Genomic DNA, 22,257 nt, shown 5'->3' with positions numbered 1-22,257 from the left:
GCGCCTCGGATGCCCGGTTAGCCCGACTTATCAGGCACCACAACTCCAAGATCGCAGAGGTTTCGGGGCGGCGCGGGCGGGAGCTCCCCGTTCGGCTTGTTGCTGCGTCGAGCGCCGTCCATCGGGCGAGACTGGCGTTCCGCGAGGTGGGATCGGTGGAGATCTTGGTAGGAAAGGGCCCCTATGAGGGCCGTTTGATACCAAGATCTCTCGGAGCTGGGGAGCCGGGGGAGCCGGGAGAACTCACAGATCGGCTAGGGGGCCCGGGACGGACCTGGGCAAGCGGACGGGGTGCCCGCCGCTGCGGCGGGCACCCCGTCGAAGGAGCAGGGTCAGCGGCCGGCTCGGGCGGCCGCCGCCGTGTCGGGGTGGTCGCTGAACACGCCGTCCAGGCCCAGGTCGAAGAACAGCTCGTATTCCGACGTGATGTCACCACGCGCGTTCGGGTCGGTGCCGATCCGGAAGTCCACCGGCAGGAACTGGTTCTCGGCCCGGAACGTCCACGCGTGCACCACCAGCTTCCGCCGGTGCGCGTCCCGGATCACCGCTGTCGGCGCGAGCAGTCGTCCGGCCGGGTCCCGGGGCACGATCAGGTTCTTGTTCAGGCCGACGCCGTCGGCGTACCGGGAGATCCAGGCCAGGCCCGCGGGCGTGGCCAGGTCCGCGTAGGTCCGCTTGTCGCCGCCCGCGACGAAGTCGTAGGGCGCGCCGGACGCGTCCATGAGCTGCACCAGCCGTACGTCGATCATCGTGTCGAGCTTGCGCAGGTTGGCGGTCTCGAAGCTCTGGACGAACACCGGGTCTGCGCGGTGGGTGAGCCGGTTGCGGCGCAGCACCGCCACCAGCGGCTCCTCCAGTGGACGGCCGATCGACGCGAAGTAGGTCGGGTGCTTGGTCTCCGGGTAGACGCCGATGGTCCGGCCGCGGGCCTTCGACTCGGTCCGCGCCAGGTCGATGACCTCCTGGAACGTCGGGATCTCGAACCTGCCGTCGAACGCGGTGTTCGCGACCCGCACCTGCGGCAGCCGCTCCTTGGCCCGCAGCGTCTTCAGCTCGGCCAGCGTGAAGTCCTCGGTGAACCAGCCGGTGACCTTCACCCCGTCGATGGTCTTCGTCGCCTTGCGGGCGGCGAACTCGGGGTGGGCGGCCACGTCCGTCGTACCGGAGATCTCGTTCTCGTGCCGCGCGACCAGGACGCCGTCCCTGGTCGCGACCAGGTCCGGTTCGATGAAGTCGGCGCCCTGGCGGATGGCGAGCCGGTAGGCCTCCAGGGTGTGCTCGGGGCGGTAGCCGCTCGCGCCGCGGTGGCCGATCACGATCGGCCGCTGGGCCGGGCGGGCCTGCTCGGCGGCGCGGTGGTCCGGGCCGGCCTGGGCGGCCACGGCCGGCACCACCACTGCGGCCGCCGCGAGCAGCGCGCCGGTCACGCCGAGGGCGGAAAGGGTACGTCGCAACGCCGTCTCCTGTCGTCGATGGGTACGCACAGCAGACCGGGTGTGGTTGACCGCCAGTTGGTCGGTTTCTGACCTGCCGGTGAATCTCCGGACGGAAGATGACGGGGTGCGCCGCCTGCTCCGGAAGCCCGTACGGCTGGTGCCGTTGGGGTTCCTGGCGGTGATCCTGGTCGGCACCGGTCTGCTCATGCTGCCCTGGGCGACGAGCCAGCAGCGGTACACCCCGTTCGTCACCGCGCTGTTCACCTCCACCTCGGCGGTGTCGGTGACCGGGATGGCGGTGACCGACACGCCGAACTACTGGAACGGCTTCGGGCTCGTGATGATCACCGTGCTGACGCAGCTCGGTGGTCTGGGCATCCTGACCGGGGCGTCGCTGGTGATCCTGGCGGTGTCCCGCCAGCTCGGTCTGCGTAACCGGCTGCTCGTGCAGGCGGAGACCGCCGAGTTCGGCCTCGGCGACGTACGCCGGCTGCTGCTGCGCATCGCGGCGACCGTCTTCGTCACCGAGGCGCTGATGACGGCGGTGATCGCCGCGCGCCTGTTCCTGGCGTACGACTACCGGCCGGGCCGGGCGCTCTGGTCGGCGGTGTTCCACTCGGTGCAGGCGTTCAACAACGGCGGGTTCGCGCTCTACTCGGACGGCCTGATCGCGTTCTCCCGGGACGGCTGGGTGGCGCTGCCGCTCAGCGTCGGCGCGATCATCGGCGGGCTGGGTTTCCCGGCGCTGTTCGAGGCGGTACGCGAGTGGCGGCAGCCGGCGCGCTGGGCGGTCGCCACGAAGCTGACCGTCTGGGGCAGCGTGGTGCTGACCGTCTTCGGCGTCGCGTACCTGCTGGTGGCCGAGTGGGGCAACCCGTTCACGATCGGCACCTTCGACGTGCCGGGCAAGTTGCTGGCGTCGTTCACCCAGATCGCGTTGAGCCGTACCGGCGGCTTCGACGTCGTCAACGTCGGGCGGCTCACCGACGAGAGCTACCCCATGCTGATCGGCCTGATGTTCATCGGCGGCGGCAGCGCCAGCACCGCGGGCGGCATCAAGGTCTCCACGTTCTTCCTGCTCGGCTTCGCCATCTGGGCCGAGCTGCGGGGCGAGCCGGACACCACAGTCGGGCACCGCCGGGTGGCGACGGCGAGCCAGCGGCAGGCGCTGACGGTGGCGCTGCTGAGCGTGGCGCTCGTGGCCGGCGGGACGGTCGGCCTGATCGCGCTGACCTCGCACATATCGTTCTCGGCCGCGTTGTTCGAGGTCACCTCCGCCTTCAGCACCACCGGCCTGACCGTCGGCGTGTCCGGGCAGCTCTCGCCACCGGGCCAGTACGTGCTGACCGCGCTCATGTACATCGGACGGATCGGGCCGCTCACCCTCGGCTCGGCCATCGCGTTGAACACCCGTCGACGGCTGTACCGCTACCCGGAGGAGCAACCCATTGTCGGCTAGACATCCGGAGGAGACCGGCATCGCGGTGATCGGCCTGGGCCGGTTCGGCTCGCGCCTGGCGGACTCCCTGTCCCGCCTCGGCTACGAGGTGCTGGCGATCGACCACGACGCGGGGCGGGTCCAGCACTGGTCGGCCGACCTGGACCGGGTGGTGCAGGCGGACACCACCGAGGAGGCGGTGCTGCGCCAGCTCGGGCTGGCGGACTTCCGCCGGGTCGTGGTGGCCATCGGCGCGTCGCTGGAGGCGAGCGTGCTCACCGTACTGGCGCTGGCCGAGCTGGGAATCGAGCAGATCTGGGCGCGGGCCACGTCGGAGAAGCACGCGAAGATCCTGCACTCGGTGGGCGCGCACCACGTGGTCTTCCCCGAGCAGGAGACCGGCGAGCGGGTGGCGCACCTGATCGTCAGCCGGATGCTCGACTTCATCGAGTTCGACGACGACTTCGCCATCGCCAAGATCAAGGTGCCCGCGCCGCTGGTCGGGCGGTCGCTGCGCGACATCGCCCCGCAGGACCGGTACGGCGTGATGGTGGTCGGCGAGAAGCAGGCCGGGGAACCGTTCCGGTACGTCGGGCCGGACACCGTGTTGAAGGCGGACAGCGTACTGATCGTGGAGGGTGGCATCTCCCAGGTGCAGCGCTTCTCCGCGGTGACCTGACCGGGGCCGCTGACCTGGCCGTCAGCCCTTCTTGGGACCAGGACCCTTGCCCTTGCCGTGCTCACCCCCCTTCGGCCGGTCTACTTTGCTTTTCCCTTCGGGCCCTCCTTGCCCTTGGGCTTCGGCGCGGCCTTGGGCTTCGGTTTCGCCGGGGCCGGCTTGGCCTTCGCCGGCCCGCTCTTGGCGGTGGCCTTGGTGGCCGGCTTGACCGGCGTCTTCACCGGCGGCGCGGTGGTCGGCGCCGAACCGGCGATGCCGGAGACCTGCACGCCGCAGGTGCTGCCGCCGACGGTGAACTCCACCGGCAGCGTGTTGCTCCCGGTGTAGCGGCCCGCCAGCGTCAGCTTCGTCGACGCGCCGGGCGCCAGCGCCGGGTCCGTCGCCGGTGCGGCGATCGAGACGGTACGCCCCGCCTGACGCGCGGTGGGCTGGGACGTGGTCACGGTCTGCTTGCCGGGGAACGTGAAGTTCATGGTCCAGCCGCGCAGTTCCCGGTCGCTGGTGTTGGTGAGCGTCAGCTCGGCGGAGAAGTCCTTGCCGGTGTCGCGGCGCAGCGAGTAGTCGACGGCGCAGGGGATCGGCTCGGGCAGGCTCATCCGCGCCTCGGTCGGTTCCACCCCGCCGCTGGCCGGGCTCCGCGAGGTCAGCCCCCAGAGCGTGGCGGTGACCGCGACCAGGCCCACGGCGGCCACCCCGGCCTCGACCTTGCGCCGCCGCGCCACCGCCCGCCTCGTGCGGGTACGCACCGCCGAGAACGGCAGCGCGTCGGTCTCCGCCGACCACGGCAGGATGGTGGTGCCCGCGTTCTCGGCGAGCGCCGGGTCCATCCGGCCGAACGCCGGTGACACCGGCACGATCGCCGCGATACCCGCCGCTTCGGCGAGCGTACGGGCCACCTCGGCGGTGGCCGGGCGGTCCTCGGGCCGCTTGGACATGCACCGCTGCACCAGCGCGGCCACCGGCTCGGGCAGGCCCGGCACGGCGGGCATCGGGTCCGGGTCGCGGTACATGTGCGCGCGCAGCATCTCGGTGGTGGTGCTGGCCTGCCACGGCAGGCGGCCGGTGAGCATCCGGTAGAGCAGCAGCCCGACCGCGTACACGTCGGTGGCGGGCGAGACGTGCCCGTTGTCCAGCCGCTCCGGCGCGAGGTAGGCCGGTGTGCCGAGCAGCGCGCCGTCCGGCCCCTTGTCGCTCTCCCCCACCAGCGCCGAGATGCCGAAGTCGACGACCTTCACCCCGGTCGGGGTCAGCATGACGTTGCCCGGTGTCACGTCCCGGTGCACCACGCCCCGGGCGTGCGCGGCGGCGAGCGCCGAGGCGACCTCCGCGCCGATGGTCATGGCCTCCCGCCAGGGAAGCTGCCCGTCGCGGCCGAGCCGCCCGCTGAGCGGACCGCCGTCGACGAGTTCCATGACCACGTACGGGACGGTCAGGCCGACCTGCACGGACTCGCCGTAGTCGTACACGTTGGTGATGTTGGGGTGGCACAGCCGCGCGGCGGCCTGCGCCTCCACCCGGATCCGGTGCCGGAACGCCTTGTCGCTGGCCAGCCGCGAGGCCAGCACCTTGACCGCGACCTGGCGGCCCAGCACCTCGTCGTAGCCGCGCCAGACGACCGACATGCCGCCCGCACCCAACTGCTCGACGAGCCGATATCGCTCGCCGAGCAGTTGCACGCCGTTCCTGACCGGTCCACCCATGGTCGGTCCTGTTGCCCGAAGTCGACCCCGGTACACCTCAGCTGTCGGAATCGGTCAGAAAAGTCACCCGTTCAGGCGGTCGCGAGCAGTTGGTCCACCGGCGCGTAGTCGTCGGTGAGCACCATCGCGTCACCGACCCATTCGGTCACCCGCGCCTCGTCCATCAGCTCGGCCCGCTCGGGCAGCAGCTTCAGCCCGGGCGGGATCGCGGCGAGCGGCAGCGGCGCGTCCGAGGCGACGATGACGAAGTTGGCGCCCTGCTCCCCGTCGATCGCGCCGGGCGGGGCGATCAACGCGACGTGCGCGAACTCGGCCTTCACGGTGGCCAGCTCGGCCCGGATGAACCGGCCCGGCGGGTAGTCGATGACGTTCTGCACGTAGATCCCGTCCGGGCGCAGCACCCGGCGGATGTCAGCGGCCATCTCCCGGGTGGCCAGGTGCCACGGCACCACCAGGTGGCCGAACGCGTCGCCGACGATGAAGTCGCGGCTGTCGGTCGGCTCGTCGCGCAGCAGCACCCGCGCGTCGCCCACCTCGGCGCGCATCTTCGGGCCGGTGCGCAGGCCCAGCTCCCGCCGGTCCAGCTCGACCAGCCCGCCGTCCAGCTCGAACACCAGGTTGTCGGTGCCGGGCCGGGTCGCGGCCAGGTAGTTCGGCACGGTGAAGCCACCGCCACCCAGGTGCAGCGCGTCCATCGGCTGCTTCGCCGGCCGCGCCACGTCCGCGACCAGGCCGATCCACTGCGTGTACGCGTACTTGAGGTGGTTTGGCTCGTCCAGGTCGACGTACGAGTGCTCGGCCGAGTTGAGGTACAGCGTGCGGCCCTGCGGCCACGACGGGTCCACCTCGACCCGGGCGCAGTGGTACGCGGTCTCCACGTCGCACGGGTTCGGCGCGGCGGCGGTGAGCCCGGCCGCGGCGAGACCGAGCAACGCCAGCGCGGCCTTGACCCGGCCCGGCGTGGACGGCCCACCGGCATCCGCCTGCCGACGTAGCCAGACGCCGAGCGCCAGCCCGCTCACCCCCAGCGCGGCGGCCAGCCCCAGCACGATGACGGAGCTGCGCAGCGCTGCCACCAGGATGAAGCCGGTGCCGAGCGTGGCGGTGATGCCGCCGAGCGTGCCGATGCTGGACAGCTTGCCCACCACCTGGCCGGTGCGGCGCAGGTCGGCGAGTTGGAGCTTCACCACGAGCGGGGTGATGGCGGACAGCAGCGCCGCCGGCACCACCACGGTCAGCGCGGTCAGCAGGAGCACCGCGCTCGCCGCGCCGCCGCGCAGCGCCTCACCGGCGTACCTGACGATCGGCAGCGTGACCGCGGTGGCGATGCCGGCCAGCACCAGCGCCGGGGCGAGAAGGGTACGCGGGTCACGCCGGTCGGCGAGCCACCCGCCGAACCACGCCCCGTAGGCGATCGCGGCCAGCGCCATGCCGATGACCGAGCTGGTCACCTGGAGCGTCACCCCGACGTACGGGCCGACCAGGCGCAACGAGACGGTCTCCAGCACCAGCACCGCACCGCTGGAGAAGAAGACGAGGAACGCGGCGAGCCCGTTGGGGAGGGCCCGCGGCGGAACCGGGGCGTCGGCCGCCGGTTCCGCCATGACGTCGGACGATGTGCTGCTCACCGTGGCGATGGTACGCAGCGCCACCGGCGGGCCGCGTCAATACATCGAGATGTGAACATGGTTTGTGTGGTCCGCGGCCGGGCTGCCACCACCGCTGTACGCGCGCCAGCCGGTGTTCGGCATCCAGATCTGCCGATACCAGATGACGTACATGATGCCGAGCCGGTTCGCGTTGTTCTTCGCCCAGGCGGCGAGGCTGTCGCCGTACGCCTTGTCGCCGCCGGTGGCGGTCTTGTCCTCGAACCCACCGCTGGCGGCGGAGAAGTCGCAGGCCCGACCCTTGGGGTGCTCGCCGCCGCCACCGCTGCGGTGGCACGAGGCGTACCGCTTGTAACCGGCCGCCTTGGCCTGCTGGAGCATGTGCAGCGTGCGCGGCGTGATGCAGCCGGAGGCGGGCGTCGGGTCGTCCACCGAGCAGGACTCCGACGGCCACGAGCCGTCCGAGTTGCGCGGCGCGGGCCGCGCCGACGAGGAGGTGCCGTTGAAGCCGGACCCGGCGCCCGAGCTGACCTTCGCCAGCGCCACCTCGGCGTCCTTCTTCTTGCGGGCCTGCACCGCGACCTGCTTGGCCTGCTCCCGCACCTCGGCGTCGATGGCGAGCTTCGCCTCGGCCGCCTGCGCCTTCGCGTCGGCCAGTTCCCGCAGCCGCTTGCTGTCCCGCTGGGCCATCACGTCCAGCTCGGCGGCGCGCTTGAGGAAGTCGTTCGGGTCGGCGCTCGCGAGCAGCATCGACGTCGCGGTCAGCCGGCCCATCCGGTACGACTGCGCGGCGACCTCACCGGCCTGCGCGCTGAGCCCGACGAGGCGTACCTCGATCTCGGTGAGCTGGGCGGCGAGCGCCTTCTGCCGGCGCTTGGAGTTCTCCAGCTTGTTCTGGGCCTCGATGTGGCCCTTCGCCGCCGCCTCGAGCGCCGCCCGCAGCTGCTTGCTGCCGCCCTCGTTCGGGGCGTTCGGGCTGGGTACGGCGGCGGCCGGCCCGGCGGCCACGCCGGAGCCGAGCAGCACGGCCACCGCGGCGAGCGCGGCGAGCAGCGACCGCCGGACGCGCCGGCCGGTAGGGCTGGTCCTGGGCACGTGTTGGTCCTTCCGTCGACCGCCGGCCCCCGTACACCGAGCGGCGTCTCCGCCGGCGCCGGACGGCGGCCTGCTGGCGGAGACCGCCGGTCACGATACCGGACCACGCGCGACACGCCAGGCCGGCGACGGCGTACGGCGTCCGACGTCGACGCAGCGTGCCGTGCTCGTCGCGCAGCGCCGCTCAACCGCCCAGCAGGGCGGTGCTCACCTCGTCCCAGATCTCCGGGCTGGCGGCCACGAGCAGTCCCTTGCCGTCGTCGGCCGGGTGGTAGTCGGCGCCGTCGAACCGGCGGGCCACGCCACCGGCCTCGCGCACCAGCAGCGTGCCGGGCGTGTGGTCCCACGGCAGGGTGCGCCAGAACAGCACGAACTGCTGCGCGCCGGTGAGGATGTCCAGGTACTCCCGGCCGGCGCAGTGCTGGCCGGGCAGCAGCTCACCGATGCGGCGGCCGCCCTCCTCGACCCGGCGGCGGAAGTCCGGGGGCAGGAACTTCGTCGCCGCGGTGCCGCGCAGCGCGCCCACCCGCGGCTCGGCCCGCGGCGCGCCCAGCGACGCCCCGTCCAGCCGGGCGCCCGCGCCGAGCCGGCCCGCCGCCATCGTGCCGTCGAGCGGGTCGTACACCCAGGAGGCCACCGGTACGCCGTCGGTGAGCAGCGCCGCCATCAGCGCGAACGGCCGGCGGCCGGCGGCGAAGTTGGAGGTGCCGTCGACCGGGTCGACGAGCCAGACGTCGCCGCTGCCGCGCAGGTGCCGCAGCAGGTCCGGGTCCTCGGCGACGGCCTCCTCGCCGACCACCACCGAGCCGGGACGCAACTGCCGCAGGCCCTCGGAGATCAGCACCTCGGCCTCGCGGTCGGCGACGGTGACCACCTCGCCGGGAGCCTTCTCGGAGATGTCGGACGCGTCGAGCCGGCGGAACAACGGCACGACGACCTTGGCCGCTGCCTCCTTCAGCAGCGCGCCGACGTCGTCCAGCAGCGGGTCAGCCACGCGGCGGCAGCTTGACCACGCTGACGAAGAACTCGTCGATCTGGCGGACCACGGAGATGAAGCGCTCGAAGTCCACCGGCTTGGTCACGTAGGCGTTGGCGTGCAGCTGGTAGCTGCGCAGGATGTCCTCGTCGGCCTGCGAGGTGGTGAGCACCACGACCGGGATGCGGCGCAGTTCCTCGTCCTTCTTGATCTCCTCCAGCACCTCCCGGCCGTCCCGCCGGGGCAGGTTCAGGTCGAGCAGGATCAGGTCGGGCGTCACCGCGTCCGCGTACTGGCCCTCGCGACGCAGGTAGGCGAGCGCCTCGGCGCCGTCGGAGACGACGGTGAGGCGGTTGCGGAGCTTGTGCTCCTCGAACGCCTCCTGGGTCATCAGCACGTCGCCGGGGTCGTCCTCGACGAGCAGGACCTCGATCGGGCTCTTGCCGTCCGCGGGCGCGGTCATCCCACCGTCTCCTTCATGCCACCGTTTGTACCGTGTCGGTCCGCCTCCGCGGGCGGCTCTTCGCGTGCCTCGCCGTCCGGCTGCCGCCCGACGCCCGCCGGGTCGCCCTCGGCAGCCTCGGCGGCCGGCGCCTCGGCCGGCTCCGCGTCGTCCGCCGCGTCCCCGTCCTTCGCCGCCTCCGCCGCCTTGGCGGCCTCGATGTCGGCCTCCAGCGCGGGGAGCGTGAACCGGATCGTGGTGCCCTCGTCGGCGTCCGTGTCCACCCAGACCCGGCCGCCGTGATACTCCACGATCTTCTTGACGATGGCCAGCCCGATGCCGGTGCCCGGGTACGCGTCCTTCGAGTGCAGCCGCTGGAAGATCACGAAGATCTTGTCGGCGAACTCCGGCTCGATCCCGATGCCGTTGTCCCGGCAGCTGATCTCCCACTCGTCGCCGACCAGCCGCGCCGACACGTGCACCTTCGGCGGCACGTCCGCCCGGCGGAACTTCACCGAGTTGCTGACCAGGTTGACCAGCAGGTTGGTCAGCAGCGGCTCCTCGCCGCGGATGGTCGGCATCTCGCCCCAGGTCAGGTCCGCGTCGGCGTACTGCAACGCCGCCTCGGTCTGCCCCGCGACGTCGCCCATCACCTTGTTCAGGTCGACCTCGGTGAAGCCGGTGGTCAACCGGCCGATCCGGGAGAACGCCAGCAGGTCGTTGATCAGCCGCTGCATGCGCTGCGCGCCGTCCACCGCGAACGCGATGTACTGGTCGGCCCGCTCGTCGAGCTGCCCGGCGTAGCGCCGCTGCAGGAGCTGGCAGAAGCTCGCCACCTTGCGCAGCGGCTCCTGGAGGTCGTGCGAGGCGACGTACGCGAACTGCTCCAGGTCACGGTTGGAGCGGGTCAGCTCCTCGGCCTGCTTCTGGAGCTGGCTGTTGACCCACTCGATGCGCTCGCGCGCCTCGCGTACCTCGTCCAGCTCGCGGGCGATCTTCATCCGCATCTGGTCGATGTCCTCGGCGAGCCGGCGGAACTCCGGCGGACCGGACCCCTCGATGTGGTGCCGGTAGTCGCCGTCGGCCACCTCGCGCACCTGGGTGACCAGGGCCGCCAGCGGGCGGATCAGGATCCGGTCCAGCGAGAGCAGCATCACCACACCGGCAGTCGTCACCACCAGCGCGGCGATGACCAGCAGCACGACCAGCGCGTTGCTGGTCGAGTTGACCCGGTCGGCGGTCTCCTGCCGGACGGTGAGGATCTCGTCCTGAAGGGTGTTCACCGACGTCCGGATGCCGTCGAACTGCTGGCGGGTCGCGTCGGTGATCAGCGCCTGGCCGGCCGCCGCGCCGTCCCGCTCGACAGTGGTGATCACCGGCTCGGCCACCTGGGTCCGCCACTGCGCGGTCTGCTGCTCCACCACGTCCAGCGACCGGCGCACGTCCGGGTAGTCGGCCGACAGGTCCCGGATCGAGGCGGCCAGCGTCTGCTCGCGCTTCACGCCCTCCTGGTAGGGCTCCAGGTCACGGCGGTCACCGTTCACCGCGTACCCGCGAACCGAGGTCTCCTGGTCGAGCAGCACGCTCATCAGTTCCTGCGCCTGGACGCGCAGCGGGCCGGTCTTGAGCAGCACCGCGTCGATGTTCTCGCGGTTCTTCGCGGCGACCGCCGCCTCAGCGGCGGCCAGCCCGAGCAGCAGCACCACCACCACGCCGAGGAGCGCGACCACCCGCCGCCGCAGGGTCCACCCCTGCTGGTACGCCTTCACAGGTTCCTCCCCGTAGCCTTTCGCGCTCACGCTCACCGACCGCTACCGCGGGTCACCAGCAACATCGCCACGTCGTCGGCCAGCGGGCCGCCGTTTATCTGCTCGGCCCGCCCGACCAGCCAGGCGGGCAGCTCGGCCAGCGGCACCGCCCGGTTCGCCGGGTCGTCGAGCAGCCCGGTCAGGCCCGGCACGTCGAGGCGTTCGTCCCCGCCGTCCACCCGGCCCTCGATCAGGCCGTCGGTGTACATCAGCAGGGACCAGTCGTCGGTGTCGAACTCCAGGTCGAAGGCGACCGGGCGGCGCGGCCGTACGCCCAGCAGCAACCCGCCCTTGGCCGGTACCGGCGCGACCTTCCCGCCGCTGAGCAGCAGCGGCGGCGGGTGACCGGCGAGGCGGACGGTGGCCCGTGCCGAGGCCAGGTCGAGCCGGGTGGTGGCCACCGTCGCGAAGATCTCCTGGAGGCGGCGCTCGCTCATCAGCACCTGCTCCAGCGCGGGCAGCACCTCGTCGTCCGGCACCCCGGCCAGCACCAGGGCCCGCCAGGCCACGCGCAGTTCGACGCCGAGCGCCGCCTCGTCCACGCCGTGCCCGCAGACGTCGCCGACGATGAAATCGATCCGGTCCGGCCGGGTCTGCACCACGTCGTAGAAGTCGCCGCCGATCAGCGCGGCGTGCCGGCCGGGCCGGTAGAACGTGTGCACCGACACCTCGTCGGTGGTCATCAGCGGCTGCGGCAGCAGGCCGCGCTCCAGGCGGGCGGACTCGGCCTGGCGCAGCTCCACCTCACGCAGCCGGCGGGCGTTCTCGTCGGCCCGCTTGCGCTCCACCGCGTACCGCAGTGCCCGGGTCAGCAGGACGCCGTCGACCTGGCCCTTGACCAGGTAGTCCTGCGCGCCCTCGGCGACCGCGACGATGCCCAGGTGCTCGTCCGAGCGGCCGGTCAGTACGCAGACCGCCGCACCGCTGGCCATCTCCAGCACCCGGCGCAGCCCGTCCAGGCCCTGCGCGTCGGGCAGGCCCAGGTCGAGCAGGACGCAGTCGACGCCCATCACCCGCTGCCGGGCCTCGCTGAGGCTGGTGGCCACCAGCAGGTCGATCATCGAGTTGGTCTCGGCGAGCAGCTCGCCGACCAGGAAGGCGTCGCCTTCGTCGTCCTCGACCAGCAGCACCCGCAGCCGCTCGCCCGGCGGTACGCCGCCGTGCAGCCCCGCCCCGGCCGACGGCACGCGGACGGCACCCGACGCGCCGGAACCCCGCTGCGGTCGGGTAACCGCCGCGAGACGCGGGAGTTCGCTGGTGATGTCGGGCTCCTTCCGAATGCCCTGCTGATCCTGACTCAGACAACAGTCGCACACAACGCGACCGACACCGGCGCGGCGGAGCGTGTGACCGATCCACTTCCACAGCGGCGCGGTCGACAGACGATGTTACGCCGGGAGCGCTGTCACGCCCGCAGCGCACCGACCGAGGACTGCCGCCGCAGCCCTCGGGGGTGCAGGATGATCCCCACCCCGTAGATCCACCCCGAGGAGTCCCCGTGGGCGCACCCCCCACCCGCCCCGCCGACCGCGCGTTCACCCGGCCCCGCCGGCGGCCGATCGCCGCCCTGGCCGCGCTCGTCGCGCTGCTCGCCGTCGGGGCGAGCGTCCTGGCCGGCCTCTCCACCCCGGCGCCGCGTCCGGCGGACGCGCCCGAGCGCGAGTTCAGCGCCGCCCGGGCCTTCCGGAACGTCGAGGTGATCGCGGCCGAGCCGCACGTCGCGGGCAGCGCCGCCAACGACCGGGTACGCGAGCACCTGGTGACGACGCTGCGCGGGCTGGGCCTTGAGACCGAGGTGCAGGACGCGGTGGCGCCCGAGGCCGGGCAGCTGTCCGGCGCGGCGGGCGGGGCCACGCTGGCCCGGGTCCGCAACGTGGTGGCCCGCCTGCCCGGCACCGACCCGACCGGGAAGGTGTTCCTGGTCTCGCACTACGACTCGGTGCAGACCGGGCCGGGTGGCAACGACGACGCCGCCGGCACCGCCACGATCCTGGAGGTCGCGCGGGCGCTCACCACCGGCCCGCGCCCCCGCAACGACGTCGTCTTCGTGCTCACCGACGCGGAGGAGGCGTGCCTGTGCGGTGCCGCCGGGTTCGCCGGCGACCATCCGCTCGCCCGCGACGGCGGCGTCGTGCTCAACCTGGAGGCGCGTGGCTCCACCGGCCCGGTGATCATGTTCGAGACGTCCCGGAACAACGCGAAGCTGGTGGAGATCTTCGGCAGGGCCGCGCCGCACCCGGTGGGCACGTCGTTCGCGGTGGAGATCTACCGGGCGCTGCCGAACGACACCGACTTCACCGCGTTCCTGGACCGGAAGTTCGTCGGGCTGAACTCCGCCTACATCGACGGCGGCGCGATCTATCACACCCCGCTGGACGTGCCGGCCCGGGTCGACCGGGGCAGCCTCCAGATGCACGGCGACAACGCGCTCGGCCTGGCCCGTGAGTTCGGCCGTACCGACCTGGGCGACCTGCGCGCCGGCCACGACGACACCTACTTCCCCGTGCTCGGCGGGCTGGTGCGCTACCCCGGCTGGCTGACGCTGCCGCTCGCGGTGGTCGCGCTGCTCGCCGTCGGCGCGCTCGGCTGGCTCCTGCGCCGCCGGGGCCGGGCCACCGCCGGCACGCTCGCCGCCGGCTTCGGCCTGGCCCTGCTGCCGGTCGTCGTGGCCCCGCTGGGCGCGTGGCTGCTCTGGGCCGCGATCACCACGATCCGACCCGGGTACGCCGAACTGCTCGACCCGTACCGCCCGGGCTGGTACCGGCTCGCCGTCGTGGCACTCTCCGCCGCCGTGCTGTTCTGCTGGTACGCGCTGCTGCGCCGCCGGGTCGGCCCGGCCGCGCTGGCGTTCGGCGGGCTGGCCTGGCTCGCCGTGTTCGGTGTGCTGCTCGCCGTGGCGGTGCCCGGTGGGGCGTACCTGACGACACTGCCCGCGTTGGCCGGAGCGCTCGCCGGTTTCGTGGCGCTCGCCACCCGGCGCGACGGACCGTGGCCGGTGGTCGCGGTGACGCTCGCCGCCGCGGTCGCGGTGGTGATCCTGCTGCCTCCGGTGGTGCTGCTGTTCCCCGCGTTGGGCATGGGCATGGGCGCTGTTGCCGCGCTCGTCGCGGTGCTGCTCGGCCTCGCCGTACTCCCGGTGGTGGACCTGCTGCACCCCCGGGCCGGCGGCCAGCGCGGCCTGCTCGCGCTGCGCGCACGCCGGCTCGGCGCGCTGCCCGCCACGGCCGCCGCGCTGGCGGCGGTGGTGCTCGCCGGGGTCGGCCTCGCCGTGGACCGCTTCGACGCCGCACATCCCGTGCCGACCCACCTGATGTACGCGCTGGACGCGGGCACCGGGAAAGCGGCCTGGCTCACCCGGGAGGAGAAGCCGCAGCCGTGGACCGACGGCTACGTCGACGGCACGGTCTCGATCGCCGACGACTTCCCCGGGCTCGGCCCCACCGAGCTGCGCGGCGGCTCGGCCACCGCCGCGCCCCTGCCCGCCCCGAAGGTGGAGCTGCTCTCCGACACCCGCACCGGTGACCAGCGCGTGCTGCGGGTCCGGGTGGTGCCGCAGCGGCAGGTACGCCTGCTCACGCTGCACGTCGACACCAGCACCGCCACCGTGCGGTCCGCATCGGTGGCCGGACGGGACGTGCCGGTCGAGCCGGCCGACGGCAAGTGGGGGTTCGGGGTCGTGTTCCACGCCCCGCCGCCGGAGGGTGTCGAGGTCACGCTGACGCTCGTGCCCCGGGGCGGTGCCGTTTCGGTGCGGGCGATGGACGCCAGTGACGGGCTGTCCTCCGTGCCCGGGTTCCGGCCCCGGCCGGAGGGTGTGGGCGTGGTCGGGTCGCACAGTTCGGAGATGCTGGCGGTGGCGCGCACGTACCCGCTCTGACCGCCGCTTGATCGACACAGCCGCTTGATCGACACCACCTCGCCGAAGTGGCGGTATCCCCACGCCGGGATGCCGCCACTTCGGCGTACTGGCTGTGGGTCAGCGCCGCCCCAGCACCTCGGCGACCCGCAGGAAACCGTCCGCGCCGTGGCCCAGCCCGACGGCCCGGCGGGCCATGCCTTCGACCGCACGCATCACTCCGGCGTCGATGCCGTGCGCCTCGGACGTGTGGACGATGTGCGCCATGGACGACACGGCGGAGGTGATCGGGTTGCCGTCTCCGGGGAAGCTGCCCGTGTCCATCTCCGCCGCGCCCTCCTCGAAGATGGGCGGCAGGATCGCGGCGATGCCAGTGGCGAACGGCGCGAGTTCCCGGGCCGTCACGCCTTCCGCCTTCGCCACCGCCAGCGCGTGCGCGTAACCCGCCATCGCGGTCCAGAAGATGTCGAGCAGCGCGATGTCGTACGCCGCCGCGCGCCCGATCTCCTCGCCGAGGTGGGTGTGGGTACCGCCCAGCGCGTCGAGCACCGGCTGGTGCTCCTGGTAAAGGCCGGCCGGACCGCTGTAGATGAGCACCGCGTCCGGGGTGCCGATAGTGGTGGTCGGCGTCATGATCGCGCCGTCCAGATACCGGATGCCGTGTCCGGCCGCCCATCGTGCGGTGTCGCGGACCCGGTCCGGGGTGTCGGCCGTCAGGCTGACGACCGTTCGCCCTTCGAGCGCGGCGGTCACGGCGTCGCGTCGCAGGATCGCGTCCGACGCGTCGTAGTTCACCACGCAGACCACAGTCAGTTCGCTCGCGGCGACCGCCTCCTCGGCGGTCCGTGCGCTTGTCGCGCCCCGCTCGACCAGCTCACGGTCCTTGCCCGGCGTGCGGTTCCAGACCGTCGTGGGCACTCCGGCGCTCAGGAAGGCGCCGGCCAGCGCACGACCCATCGGTCCCAGACCGAGCACCGTGACAGACTTGTCGGGATTGGTGTTCACGCAGACTCCTCTTGTCGAACGGGACGCAGATGACGCGCAGCCGGGCCCAGGATCTGAACGTCTGTGGAGTGACGGCCGCGATCGCCGTGATCGACGGCAAGTGGAAGACAGCCCTGCTCTGGCTGCTGGAATCCGGCCCGCGCCGCCCCGGAGAGCTGCGCCGGCAGCTTCCGGGCCTCACCGAAAAGGTGCTGACTCAGGCGTTACGGGAGATGGAGGGCGACGGCCTGGTGCACCGGGAGGCGTACGAGGTGCTGCCGTTGAAGACCGAGTACTCGCTCACCACTTTCGGCCGCGAACTGGCCGAGGCGCTGGCTCCCCTCTCCGACTGGGGCCACCGCCGCCTGGACAAACTCGCCGAAGCCCGCACCGCCTCCTGACCTGCCCCTTTTCGCCTCCACCCACAACCAGGTTCGTCGCCGTCGCGCACGCCGACAAGTACCCACAAAAAAGTGGCTACGCCTGTTGATCGACGGCGAGACTCGGGCCATGGAGTTCTTCTGCTACCACCGCGATCGGCTCGGCTCGGCACCTCTGCGCCAGAAGCTGATCGAGGAACACTGGTCCTACATGGACCGGCACGCGGAGCAGATGATCGCGCGCGGCCCGACCCTCGCCGACGACGGTTCACCGACCGGCAGCGTGCACATCCTGAGCCTGCCCGACCCCGCGGCCGCCCGGGCTTTCGCCTTCGACGAGCCCAACTACCAGGCCGGCGCGTACCGGGACGTGATGCTGCGGCGGTGGCGGAACATGCTGGGCCGCACCATGTGGGAGTTCCCCGGGGGCCGGACCGGTGGCAACCGCTACCTGGTGCTCGGGCTCGGTCCGGAGCAGGGCGCCGGTCCGGTGCTGCCGCAGTGGCAGGACGAGCTGATCGCGTACGGGCCGCTGCTGTCCGACGACGGCGTGACGTGGGTGGGGACGGCGGCGCTGGTACGGGCGACCGACCCGGACGAGGCGCGCGCCGTGCTGGCCGCCGACCGGTACGCCGAGGTGGAGTCGCACAACTGGATGTTCGGGGGACGCCCAGCGTGACCGGCTACTTCCAGCGGAAGTGGACGAACAGGCGGCCGAAGTTCTTCGAGTCCTTCTCGACCCGGTGGTAGAGCTGCTTCACGTCCTTCTGGTCGAGGAAGCGCAGCACCTTCTTCTTCAGCGCGCCCGACCCCTTGCCCGGGATGATCTCCACGAGCGTGGCCTTCTTCGCCACCGCCTCGTCCATGATCCCGCGCAGCGCACGATCGATGTCGTGGCCCTTGTTGTAGATGTCGTGGAGGTCGAGCTTGAGCTTCACGGTCCCATCCTAGGTACGCGGAAGGGCAGCCCGCCCGGGCTGCCCTTCCGCGTCATCGGTCAACGACCGACTTTGCCCTCCACTCGGCGCAGCGCGGTGGCGTAGTCGGTGTTCGTCGAGTACATCGCGGCCGCGATGCGCAGGTGCCGCAGCGCGTCCACCGGCCGGTTCATCCGCTCCAGCGTGCGGCCGAGCACGTGGTGCGCGTAGTGGTCGCTCGGGTCGCGGTCGACCAGCTCGCGCAACTGCTCCTCGGCCCGGTTGAGCTGGGCCGACTGGAAGTACGCGCGGGCCAGCAGCTGCCGGACCGAGGAGTTGTCCGGCTCGGCCTCGATGATCGGTTCGAGCAGCCGGGCCGCTCCGGTCGGGTCACCCGCTTCGAAGAACATGGTCGCCCGCCGGTACTCCGCCAGAAGATCCACTCGACCCACCTCCTCGTGTCGCGCCAGGCCCTTGGTCCGACGCTGGCACAACACCGGCGCGAGCGCGAGTGTTCCTGCGGGGCGAAAGATCAGGTGGTCGGGTCGTACCGGCCGCCGATCAGGTCCCAGGCCCGGACACCACCGACGATTCCGGCAGTGTTGGGGACGATCACCACGTCGTCGCCCATCCGGGCCACCTGCTCGGGCCGGATCAGCCGGGAGTTGCCGCCGCCGAGATACAGCCGGTCCCAGCGGAACACCGGCCGCAGGCCGTCCACCACCTGCCGGATCCGCCGGGACCAGAACGCGTCGCCGAGGCGCCGCCGTTCCGGCTCCCCCACGTACGTGTCGTAGGTGGTGTTCCACCGCACCGGCGCGTGCGACAGCTCCAGGTGCGGCGCCAGCGTCCCGCCGTCGAACAACGCGCTGCCCAGCCCGGTGCCGAGCGTCAGCACCAGCTCGCAGCCGGTCCCGGCGACCACGCCCGCGCCGTGCACCTCGGCGTCGTTGAGCACCAGCGCCGGCACGCCGAACGCCTCGGCCAACGCGGTGCGCGCGTCGTAGCCGGACCACTCGGCCAGCAGCTCGGGGTCGACGCGACTGCGCGGCCCGGAACGGGTCACGTAGTGCGGCGTCGCCACCACCACGCCGTGCCGGATCATGCCGGGCATGCCGACGGTGAGCCGGTCCGCCGTGGGCAGGCGGGCGCCGAGATCCAACAGCGTCTTGACGAACAGGCCGGGCGGCAGCGGGTACGGCGTGGGCACGCGCAGCGGCCGGGCGCGCATGGTTCCGGCGGCATCCAGTACGGAGGCCTTGATCCCGCCGCCACCGCAGTCGATCGCCAGTGTGGTCACCACGGCTGTGAGTCTCCCTCAGATCGGTGCCGCCGCAAGCGCGGGTCGCGGTAATCCGGATGCGCCCGCCGGTAGGCTCGGTGCCCTGATGAGCGCCACGTTGATCGCCAAGGACCTCACCGCCGGCCACGGTGACCGCCTCCTCTTCGAAGACCTCGACCTGGTCGTCGCGCCCGGCGACGTGGTGGGGCTGGTCGGGGTCAACGGCGCGGGCAAGTCCACGCTGCTGCGTACCCTCGCCGGTCTTGTCCCCCGCGAGCAGGGCTCGGTCTCGCTGAGCCCGCCCACGGCGACCGTCGGCTACCTGCCGCAGGAGCCGGAGCGCCGGCCCGGCGAGACGGTCCGGGAGTTCCTGGCCCGGCGCACCGGGGTGACCGCCGAGCAGGCCGCGCTGGACGCCGCCACCGAGGCGCTCACCGCCGGGGCGGCGGGCGCCGACGACGCGTACGCGAACGCTCTCGAACGCTGGCTCGACCTCGGCGGCGCGGATCTGGACGAACGGGCCGCGCAGGTGGCCGCGGAGCTGGGTCTCGACGTCGGCCTGGACCATCCGATGACCGGCCTGTCCGGCGGCCAGGCCGCCCGCGCCGGGCTGGCGTCGCTGCTGCTCAGCCGGTACGACGTCTTCCTGCTCGACGAGCCCACCAACGACCTGGACCTGGCCGGGCTGGACCGGCTGGAACGCTTCGTCAACGGCCTGCGCGCCGGCACCGTGGTGGTCAGCCACGACCGCGAGTTCCTCACCCGCACCGTCACCCGCATCATCGAGCTGGACCTGCACCAGCGGCAGGTCAACCACTACGGCGGTGGCTACGCGGCCTACCTGGAGGAGCGGGAGGTGGCGCGCCGGCACGCCCGCGAGGAGTACGAGGAGTACGCCGACACGAAGGCCGACCTGGAGGCGCGCGCCCGCACCCAGCGGGCGTGGATGGAGAAGGGCGTCAAGAACGCCCGCCGCAAGGCCACCGACAACGACAAGATCGGCCGCAAGTATCGCGCCGAGTCGACCGAGAAGCAGGCCGCGAAGGCCAAGCAGACCGCCCGGCTGATCGAGCGGCTGGAGGTGGTCGAGGAGCCGCGCAAGGAGTGGGCGCTGCGGATGGAGATCGCCGCCGCGCCCCGCGCCGGCGCCGTCGTGGCCTCGCTCCGAGGAGCAGTGGTACGCCGTGGCGGCTTCACGCTCGGCCCGGTGGACCTGCAGATCGACTGGGCCGACCGGGTGGCGATCACCGGGGCGAACGGCTCCGGCAAGAGCACCCTGCTCGCCGCGCTGCTGGGCCGGCTGCCACTGGACGAGGGACACGCCGCGCTCGGCCCGGGTGTGGTGGTCGGCGAGGTCGACCAGGCCCGGGGACTGTTCCTCGGCGACCAGCCGCTGCTCGACGCGTTCGGCGCCGCCGTACCTGATCTCGCCCCGGCCGACGTGCGGACGCTGCTGGCGAAGTTCGGGCTGCGCGCCGACCACGTGCTGCGCCCGGCGGCGACGCTGTCCCCCGGCGAGCGGACCCGGGCCGCGCTGGCGCTGCTCCAGGGGCGCGGCGTGAACCTGCTGGTGCTCGACGAACCGACAAACCACCTCGACCTGGCCGCGATCGAGCAGCTCGAATCGGCGCTGGCCACCTATCCCGGCACGCTGCTGCTGGTGACCCACGACCGGCGGATGCTCGACGCGGTGAGCGTGAACCGGCGGCTGCGCGTCGCGGACGGACGGATCGCCGAACACTGATCCGTGCCGAGTCGCCCGCGCGGGTCCACAATGAGCGCATGCTCAAGTGGGAGTACGCGCTGCTGGTCCGCCGCCGCCAGGCCGCCACCACCGACACCGGGTGGGAGGTCGTTTTCATCTGGTACGGCCCGGACGGCTCCATGATCGACGTGACGCCGTACGGCGACACCGCGCTGGCCCACCTGAACCGGGCCGGTGACCAGGGCTGGGAACTGGTCGCGATGAGCGAGGACCCGTCGCTGCCGGGCAACAACGAGTTGCACCGCTACCACCTCAAGCGCCCGAAGACGGCCGCCGCCCAGCCCCGCCAGCGCATGCGGAGCTCCCGCACAGTCCGCCGAACCCTCTCCCCCTGATTCCCGCCCCCCTCCCTTCTCCTCCCGCCCGCGCCCTCGCCCTGCTGATCTTGCAGTTGCGGCCCCTTGCCTGCCCCTTTCGGGAGCTTTGCCCCGGCCACAACTCCATGATCGACGGGCGCAGCCAGGCCCCCGCCATCTCCGCGCACAACCCGACCCGAGACCGGCCGTGATCAAGGAGTTTGTGTCCGATCCGGGGCCCACAAAGACACAAACTCCTTGATCAACGAGGTGGGTCCGGGTGGCCCCTCGCCCGATCAAGGAGTTTGGGTCCATCCACGCCGCTGGTGCCAGCACCAACTCCTTGATCAGCGCCGCGTCCCGAGCCGCGGGAGATCTTGGAAGGAAAGTGCCCCCATAGGGGCCGAAATCTTCCAAGATCTCAGGTGCAGTCCGGTGATCAAGGAGTTTGTGTCATCGAGGGGTCGTCCGGTGACAGAAACTCCTTGATCACCGGCGACAGGCGGGGCGGACGGCTGGGCGCGGTTGGGCGGGCGGGCCGGGGGCGGGCGCGGGCCGGGGGCGGGCGGAGCGCGGACCGGGCGGAGCGCGGGCGGGTCGGGCGGAGCGCGGACCGGGCGGAGCGCGGACCGGGCGGAGCGCGGGCGGGTCGGGCGGAGCGCGGACCGGGCGGAGCGAGGGCAGGGGCGGCGGGGGCGACGAGGGCGGCTGGGCGGGGAGGGCGGCTGCCGGGCCCCGGGTCGGCGGCGCCTGCGCCCGCGCGGTGGAGGGGGCGGTCTGACGGGGGCATATTGGGGCGAAATGGGGGTAACGGGCCGCCGGAGGTGGCGCATGGTGGCGATGGGGCAGACCGCGCTCTCGGGTGAGCGACTCCGGCAGACCGACGACTTCCTCGCCGAGGCGTGGGCCGACATGGTCCGGCACGACGAGCGGCTGCGCGGAACGGCGGTCGAGGTGCGCTTCGACCGGGGGGTGGCGCACCTGACCGGTGAGGTCGCAGATGCGGATCAGCTACGGCTGGTACGGGAGCTGATCGGCCGGCTGTCCGGCGTACTCGGGGTCTGGTGCCGGGTCACCGTGGCCGGGCGGGCGCCGGTGGTGGTCGACCTGGGCTGCGGTGCCACCAAGCAGTGGCCGGGCAACCTGGGGCTGGACATCTATCCGGCGCCGGGGGTGAACGCGGTCGCCAACCTGGCCGGCTCGCTGCCGCTGCGCGACGACTCGGTGGACGTCTTCTTCGCGGTGCACATCGTCGAGCACCTGATCGACTTCCTGCCGCTGTTCGACGAGTGCCACCGGGTGCTGCGTCCGGGCGGCGTGCTGCACGTGATGAGCCCCTGGTGGCGGCACGTCAACGCGGTGGCCGACCCTACCCACGTACGCCTGCTGGACGTGCAGACGTTCAAGGGCATCTGCGGTCAGCGTCCACCGGGTACGCCGCGCTGGTATCCGCTGCACGTCGGCTGCGACGGCGCGTCGATCTTCGCCGACCTCACTCCCCTGCCCCCGGACGCGCCACCCCCACCCGCGTCCCATCTGGCCCGCTTCTTCGACTGACCCCCGACCGGGCCGAACCCACCCGGACCCACCCCGCAC

At 72.4% G+C, this 22,257-nt stretch carries 20 protein-coding genes; 8 read left to right on the top strand and 12 right to left on the bottom strand.

Going from position 1 to position 22,257, the window contains the following annotated elements:
* Window positions 1-332: 332 nt before the first annotated feature.
* Window positions 333-1,454 (bottom strand): glycerophosphodiester phosphodiesterase, encoded by a 1,122-nt coding sequence (locus O7604_RS12415; RefSeq protein ID WP_281579699.1) that lies wholly within the window; start codon window positions 1,452-1,454, stop codon window positions 333-335.
* A 106-nt stretch (window positions 1,455-1,560) separates the two neighbouring features.
* Between O7604_RS12415 and O7604_RS12410 the strand changes: the two genes are divergently transcribed.
* A complete protein-coding gene (locus O7604_RS12410) occupies window positions 1,561-2,895 on the top strand; it encodes a potassium transporter TrkG (protein ID WP_281579698.1) in 1,335 nt (444 codons plus the stop codon).
* A complete protein-coding gene (locus O7604_RS12405) occupies window positions 2,885-3,553 on the top strand; it encodes a TrkA family potassium uptake protein (protein ID WP_281579697.1) in 669 nt (222 codons plus the stop codon). Before O7604_RS12410 ends, O7604_RS12405 begins: the two co-directional genes overlap by 11 nt.
* Window positions 3,554-3,633: 80 nt before the next feature.
* Here O7604_RS12405 and O7604_RS12400 read toward each other — a convergent pair whose 3' ends face one another.
* The 7 genes from O7604_RS12400 to O7604_RS12370 form a co-directional block, all read right to left on the bottom strand.
* Window positions 3,634-5,253, bottom strand: coding sequence for a serine/threonine-protein kinase (locus tag O7604_RS12400; protein ID WP_269703926.1), 1,620 nt, complete (start codon window positions 5,251-5,253; stop codon window positions 3,634-3,636).
* Window positions 5,254-5,324: 71 nt separating this feature from the next.
* Window positions 5,325-6,857: a fused MFS/spermidine synthase gene (locus O7604_RS12395; protein ID WP_281579958.1), complete on the bottom strand. Its 1,533-nt coding sequence runs from the start codon at window positions 6,855-6,857 to the stop codon at window positions 5,325-5,327.
* A 60-nt stretch (window positions 6,858-6,917) separates the two neighbouring features.
* Entirely contained in the window at window positions 6,918-7,955 is a 1,038-nt protein-coding gene (locus O7604_RS12390) for a hypothetical protein (RefSeq protein ID WP_269703924.1), read from the bottom strand.
* A gap of 184 nt (window positions 7,956-8,139) precedes the next feature.
* Window positions 8,140-8,949 (bottom strand): inositol monophosphatase family protein, encoded by an 810-nt coding sequence (locus O7604_RS12385; protein WP_269703922.1) that lies wholly within the window; start codon window positions 8,947-8,949, stop codon window positions 8,140-8,142.
* Window positions 8,942-9,394 (bottom strand): response regulator, encoded by a 453-nt coding sequence (locus O7604_RS12380; RefSeq protein ID WP_091569521.1) that lies wholly within the window; start codon window positions 9,392-9,394, stop codon window positions 8,942-8,944. The genes O7604_RS12385 and O7604_RS12380 overlap by 8 nt, the downstream gene beginning before the upstream one ends.
* The gene (locus tag O7604_RS12375) at window positions 9,391-11,142 is read right to left on the bottom strand and encodes a sensor histidine kinase (protein WP_281579696.1); all 1,752 of its coding nucleotides are present in this window, start codon (window positions 11,140-11,142) and stop codon (window positions 9,391-9,393) included. The genes O7604_RS12380 and O7604_RS12375 overlap by 4 nt, the downstream gene beginning before the upstream one ends.
* Before the next feature lie 32 nt (window positions 11,143-11,174).
* On the bottom strand, window positions 11,175-12,368 hold the full coding sequence (locus O7604_RS12370; protein WP_269703919.1) for a fused response regulator/phosphatase: 1,194 nt from the start codon (window positions 12,366-12,368) through the stop codon (window positions 11,175-11,177).
* 311 nt (window positions 12,369-12,679) lie between these two features.
* Here O7604_RS12370 and O7604_RS12365 point away from each other — a divergent pair, with 311 nt between their 5' ends.
* The gene (locus tag O7604_RS12365) at window positions 12,680-15,058 is read left to right on the top strand and encodes a M28 family peptidase (RefSeq protein ID WP_281579695.1); all 2,379 of its coding nucleotides are present in this window, start codon (window positions 12,680-12,682) and stop codon (window positions 15,056-15,058) included.
* 99 nt (window positions 15,059-15,157) lie between these two features.
* On the opposite strand, the gene O7604_RS12360 is transcribed toward O7604_RS12365, so the two are convergent.
* Window positions 15,158-16,042 (bottom strand): NAD(P)-binding domain-containing protein, encoded by an 885-nt coding sequence (locus O7604_RS12360; RefSeq protein WP_281579694.1) that lies wholly within the window; start codon window positions 16,040-16,042, stop codon window positions 15,158-15,160.
* Window positions 16,043-16,071: 29 nt separating this feature from the next.
* On the opposite strand from O7604_RS12360, the gene O7604_RS12355 reads away from it, so the two are divergent.
* Complete coding sequence (locus O7604_RS12355; RefSeq protein WP_013475175.1) at window positions 16,072-16,422, top strand: helix-turn-helix domain-containing protein; 351 nt, start codon at window positions 16,072-16,074, stop codon at window positions 16,420-16,422.
* 109 nt (window positions 16,423-16,531) lie between these two features.
* Window positions 16,532-17,080 carry a YciI family protein gene (locus O7604_RS12350; protein ID WP_281579693.1) on the top strand — a complete coding sequence of 183 codons (549 nt, stop codon included), beginning with the start codon at window positions 16,532-16,534 and terminating at the stop codon, window positions 17,078-17,080.
* A gap of 4 nt (window positions 17,081-17,084) precedes the next feature.
* Here O7604_RS12350 and O7604_RS12345 read toward each other — a convergent pair whose 3' ends face one another.
* From O7604_RS12345 to O7604_RS12335, 3 genes are all read right to left on the bottom strand, one after another.
* Window positions 17,085-17,339 carry a Smr/MutS family protein gene (locus O7604_RS12345; protein WP_013288724.1) on the bottom strand — a complete coding sequence of 85 codons (255 nt, stop codon included), beginning with the start codon at window positions 17,337-17,339 and terminating at the stop codon, window positions 17,085-17,087.
* 59 nt (window positions 17,340-17,398) lie between these two features.
* Window positions 17,399-17,761, bottom strand: coding sequence for a tetratricopeptide repeat protein (locus O7604_RS12340; protein ID WP_018787684.1), 363 nt, complete (start codon window positions 17,759-17,761; stop codon window positions 17,399-17,401).
* 89 nt (window positions 17,762-17,850) lie between these two features.
* Window positions 17,851-18,621: an ROK family protein gene (locus O7604_RS12335; protein ID WP_269703915.1), complete on the bottom strand. Its 771-nt coding sequence runs from the start codon at window positions 18,619-18,621 to the stop codon at window positions 17,851-17,853.
* Between the two features lie 85 nt (window positions 18,622-18,706).
* Between O7604_RS12335 and O7604_RS12330 the strand changes: the two genes are divergently transcribed.
* The 3 genes from O7604_RS12330 to O7604_RS12320 all read left to right on the top strand — a co-directional run bounded on the left by O7604_RS12330 (window position 18,707) and on the right by O7604_RS12320 (window position 22,218).
* The gene (locus O7604_RS12330; RefSeq protein ID WP_281579692.1) at window positions 18,707-20,344 is read left to right on the top strand and encodes an ABC-F family ATP-binding cassette domain-containing protein; all 1,638 of its coding nucleotides are present in this window, start codon (window positions 18,707-18,709) and stop codon (window positions 20,342-20,344) included.
* Between the two features lie 38 nt (window positions 20,345-20,382).
* Window positions 20,383-20,700 carry a hypothetical protein gene (locus tag O7604_RS12325; protein WP_281579691.1) on the top strand — a complete coding sequence of 106 codons (318 nt, stop codon included), beginning with the start codon at window positions 20,383-20,385 and terminating at the stop codon, window positions 20,698-20,700.
* A 792-nt stretch (window positions 20,701-21,492) separates the two neighbouring features.
* Window positions 21,493-22,218, top strand: a complete 726-nt coding sequence (locus O7604_RS12320; protein ID WP_281579690.1) for a methyltransferase domain-containing protein — start codon at window positions 21,493-21,495, stop codon at window positions 22,216-22,218.
* Window positions 22,219-22,257: the final 39 nt, after the last annotated feature.

Origin of the sequence: Micromonospora sp. WMMA1947, assembly GCF_027497355.1 — a bacterium.
In the GTDB taxonomy this organism is placed as follows: Bacteria; Actinomycetota; Actinomycetes; order Mycobacteriales; family Micromonosporaceae; genus Micromonospora.
This window is presented reverse-complemented; position numbering and strand designations above follow the sequence as displayed.

Coding starts and splice junctions, on each gene's coding strand:
- O7604_RS12400 (WP_269703926.1), bottom strand. CDS start 5,253: ATGGGTGGACCGGTCAGGAACGGCGTGCAACTGCTCGGCGAGCGATAT.
- O7604_RS12395 (WP_281579958.1), bottom strand. CDS start 6,857: ATGGCGGAACCGGCGGCCGACGCCCCGGTTCCGCCGCGGGCCCTCCCC.
- O7604_RS12380 (WP_091569521.1), bottom strand. CDS start 9,394: ATGACCGCGCCCGCGGACGGCAAGAGCCCGATCGAGGTCCTGCTCGTC.
- O7604_RS12355 (WP_013475175.1), top strand. CDS start 16,072: ATGACGCGCAGCCGGGCCCAGGATCTGAACGTCTGTGGAGTGACGGCC.
- O7604_RS12350 (WP_281579693.1), top strand. CDS start 16,532: ATGGAGTTCTTCTGCTACCACCGCGATCGGCTCGGCTCGGCACCTCTG.
- O7604_RS12330 (WP_281579692.1), top strand. CDS start 18,707: ATGAGCGCCACGTTGATCGCCAAGGACCTCACCGCCGGCCACGGTGAC.
- O7604_RS12325 (WP_281579691.1), top strand. CDS start 20,383: ATGCTCAAGTGGGAGTACGCGCTGCTGGTCCGCCGCCGCCAGGCCGCC.
- O7604_RS12320 (WP_281579690.1), top strand. CDS start 21,493: ATGGTGGCGATGGGGCAGACCGCGCTCTCGGGTGAGCGACTCCGGCAG.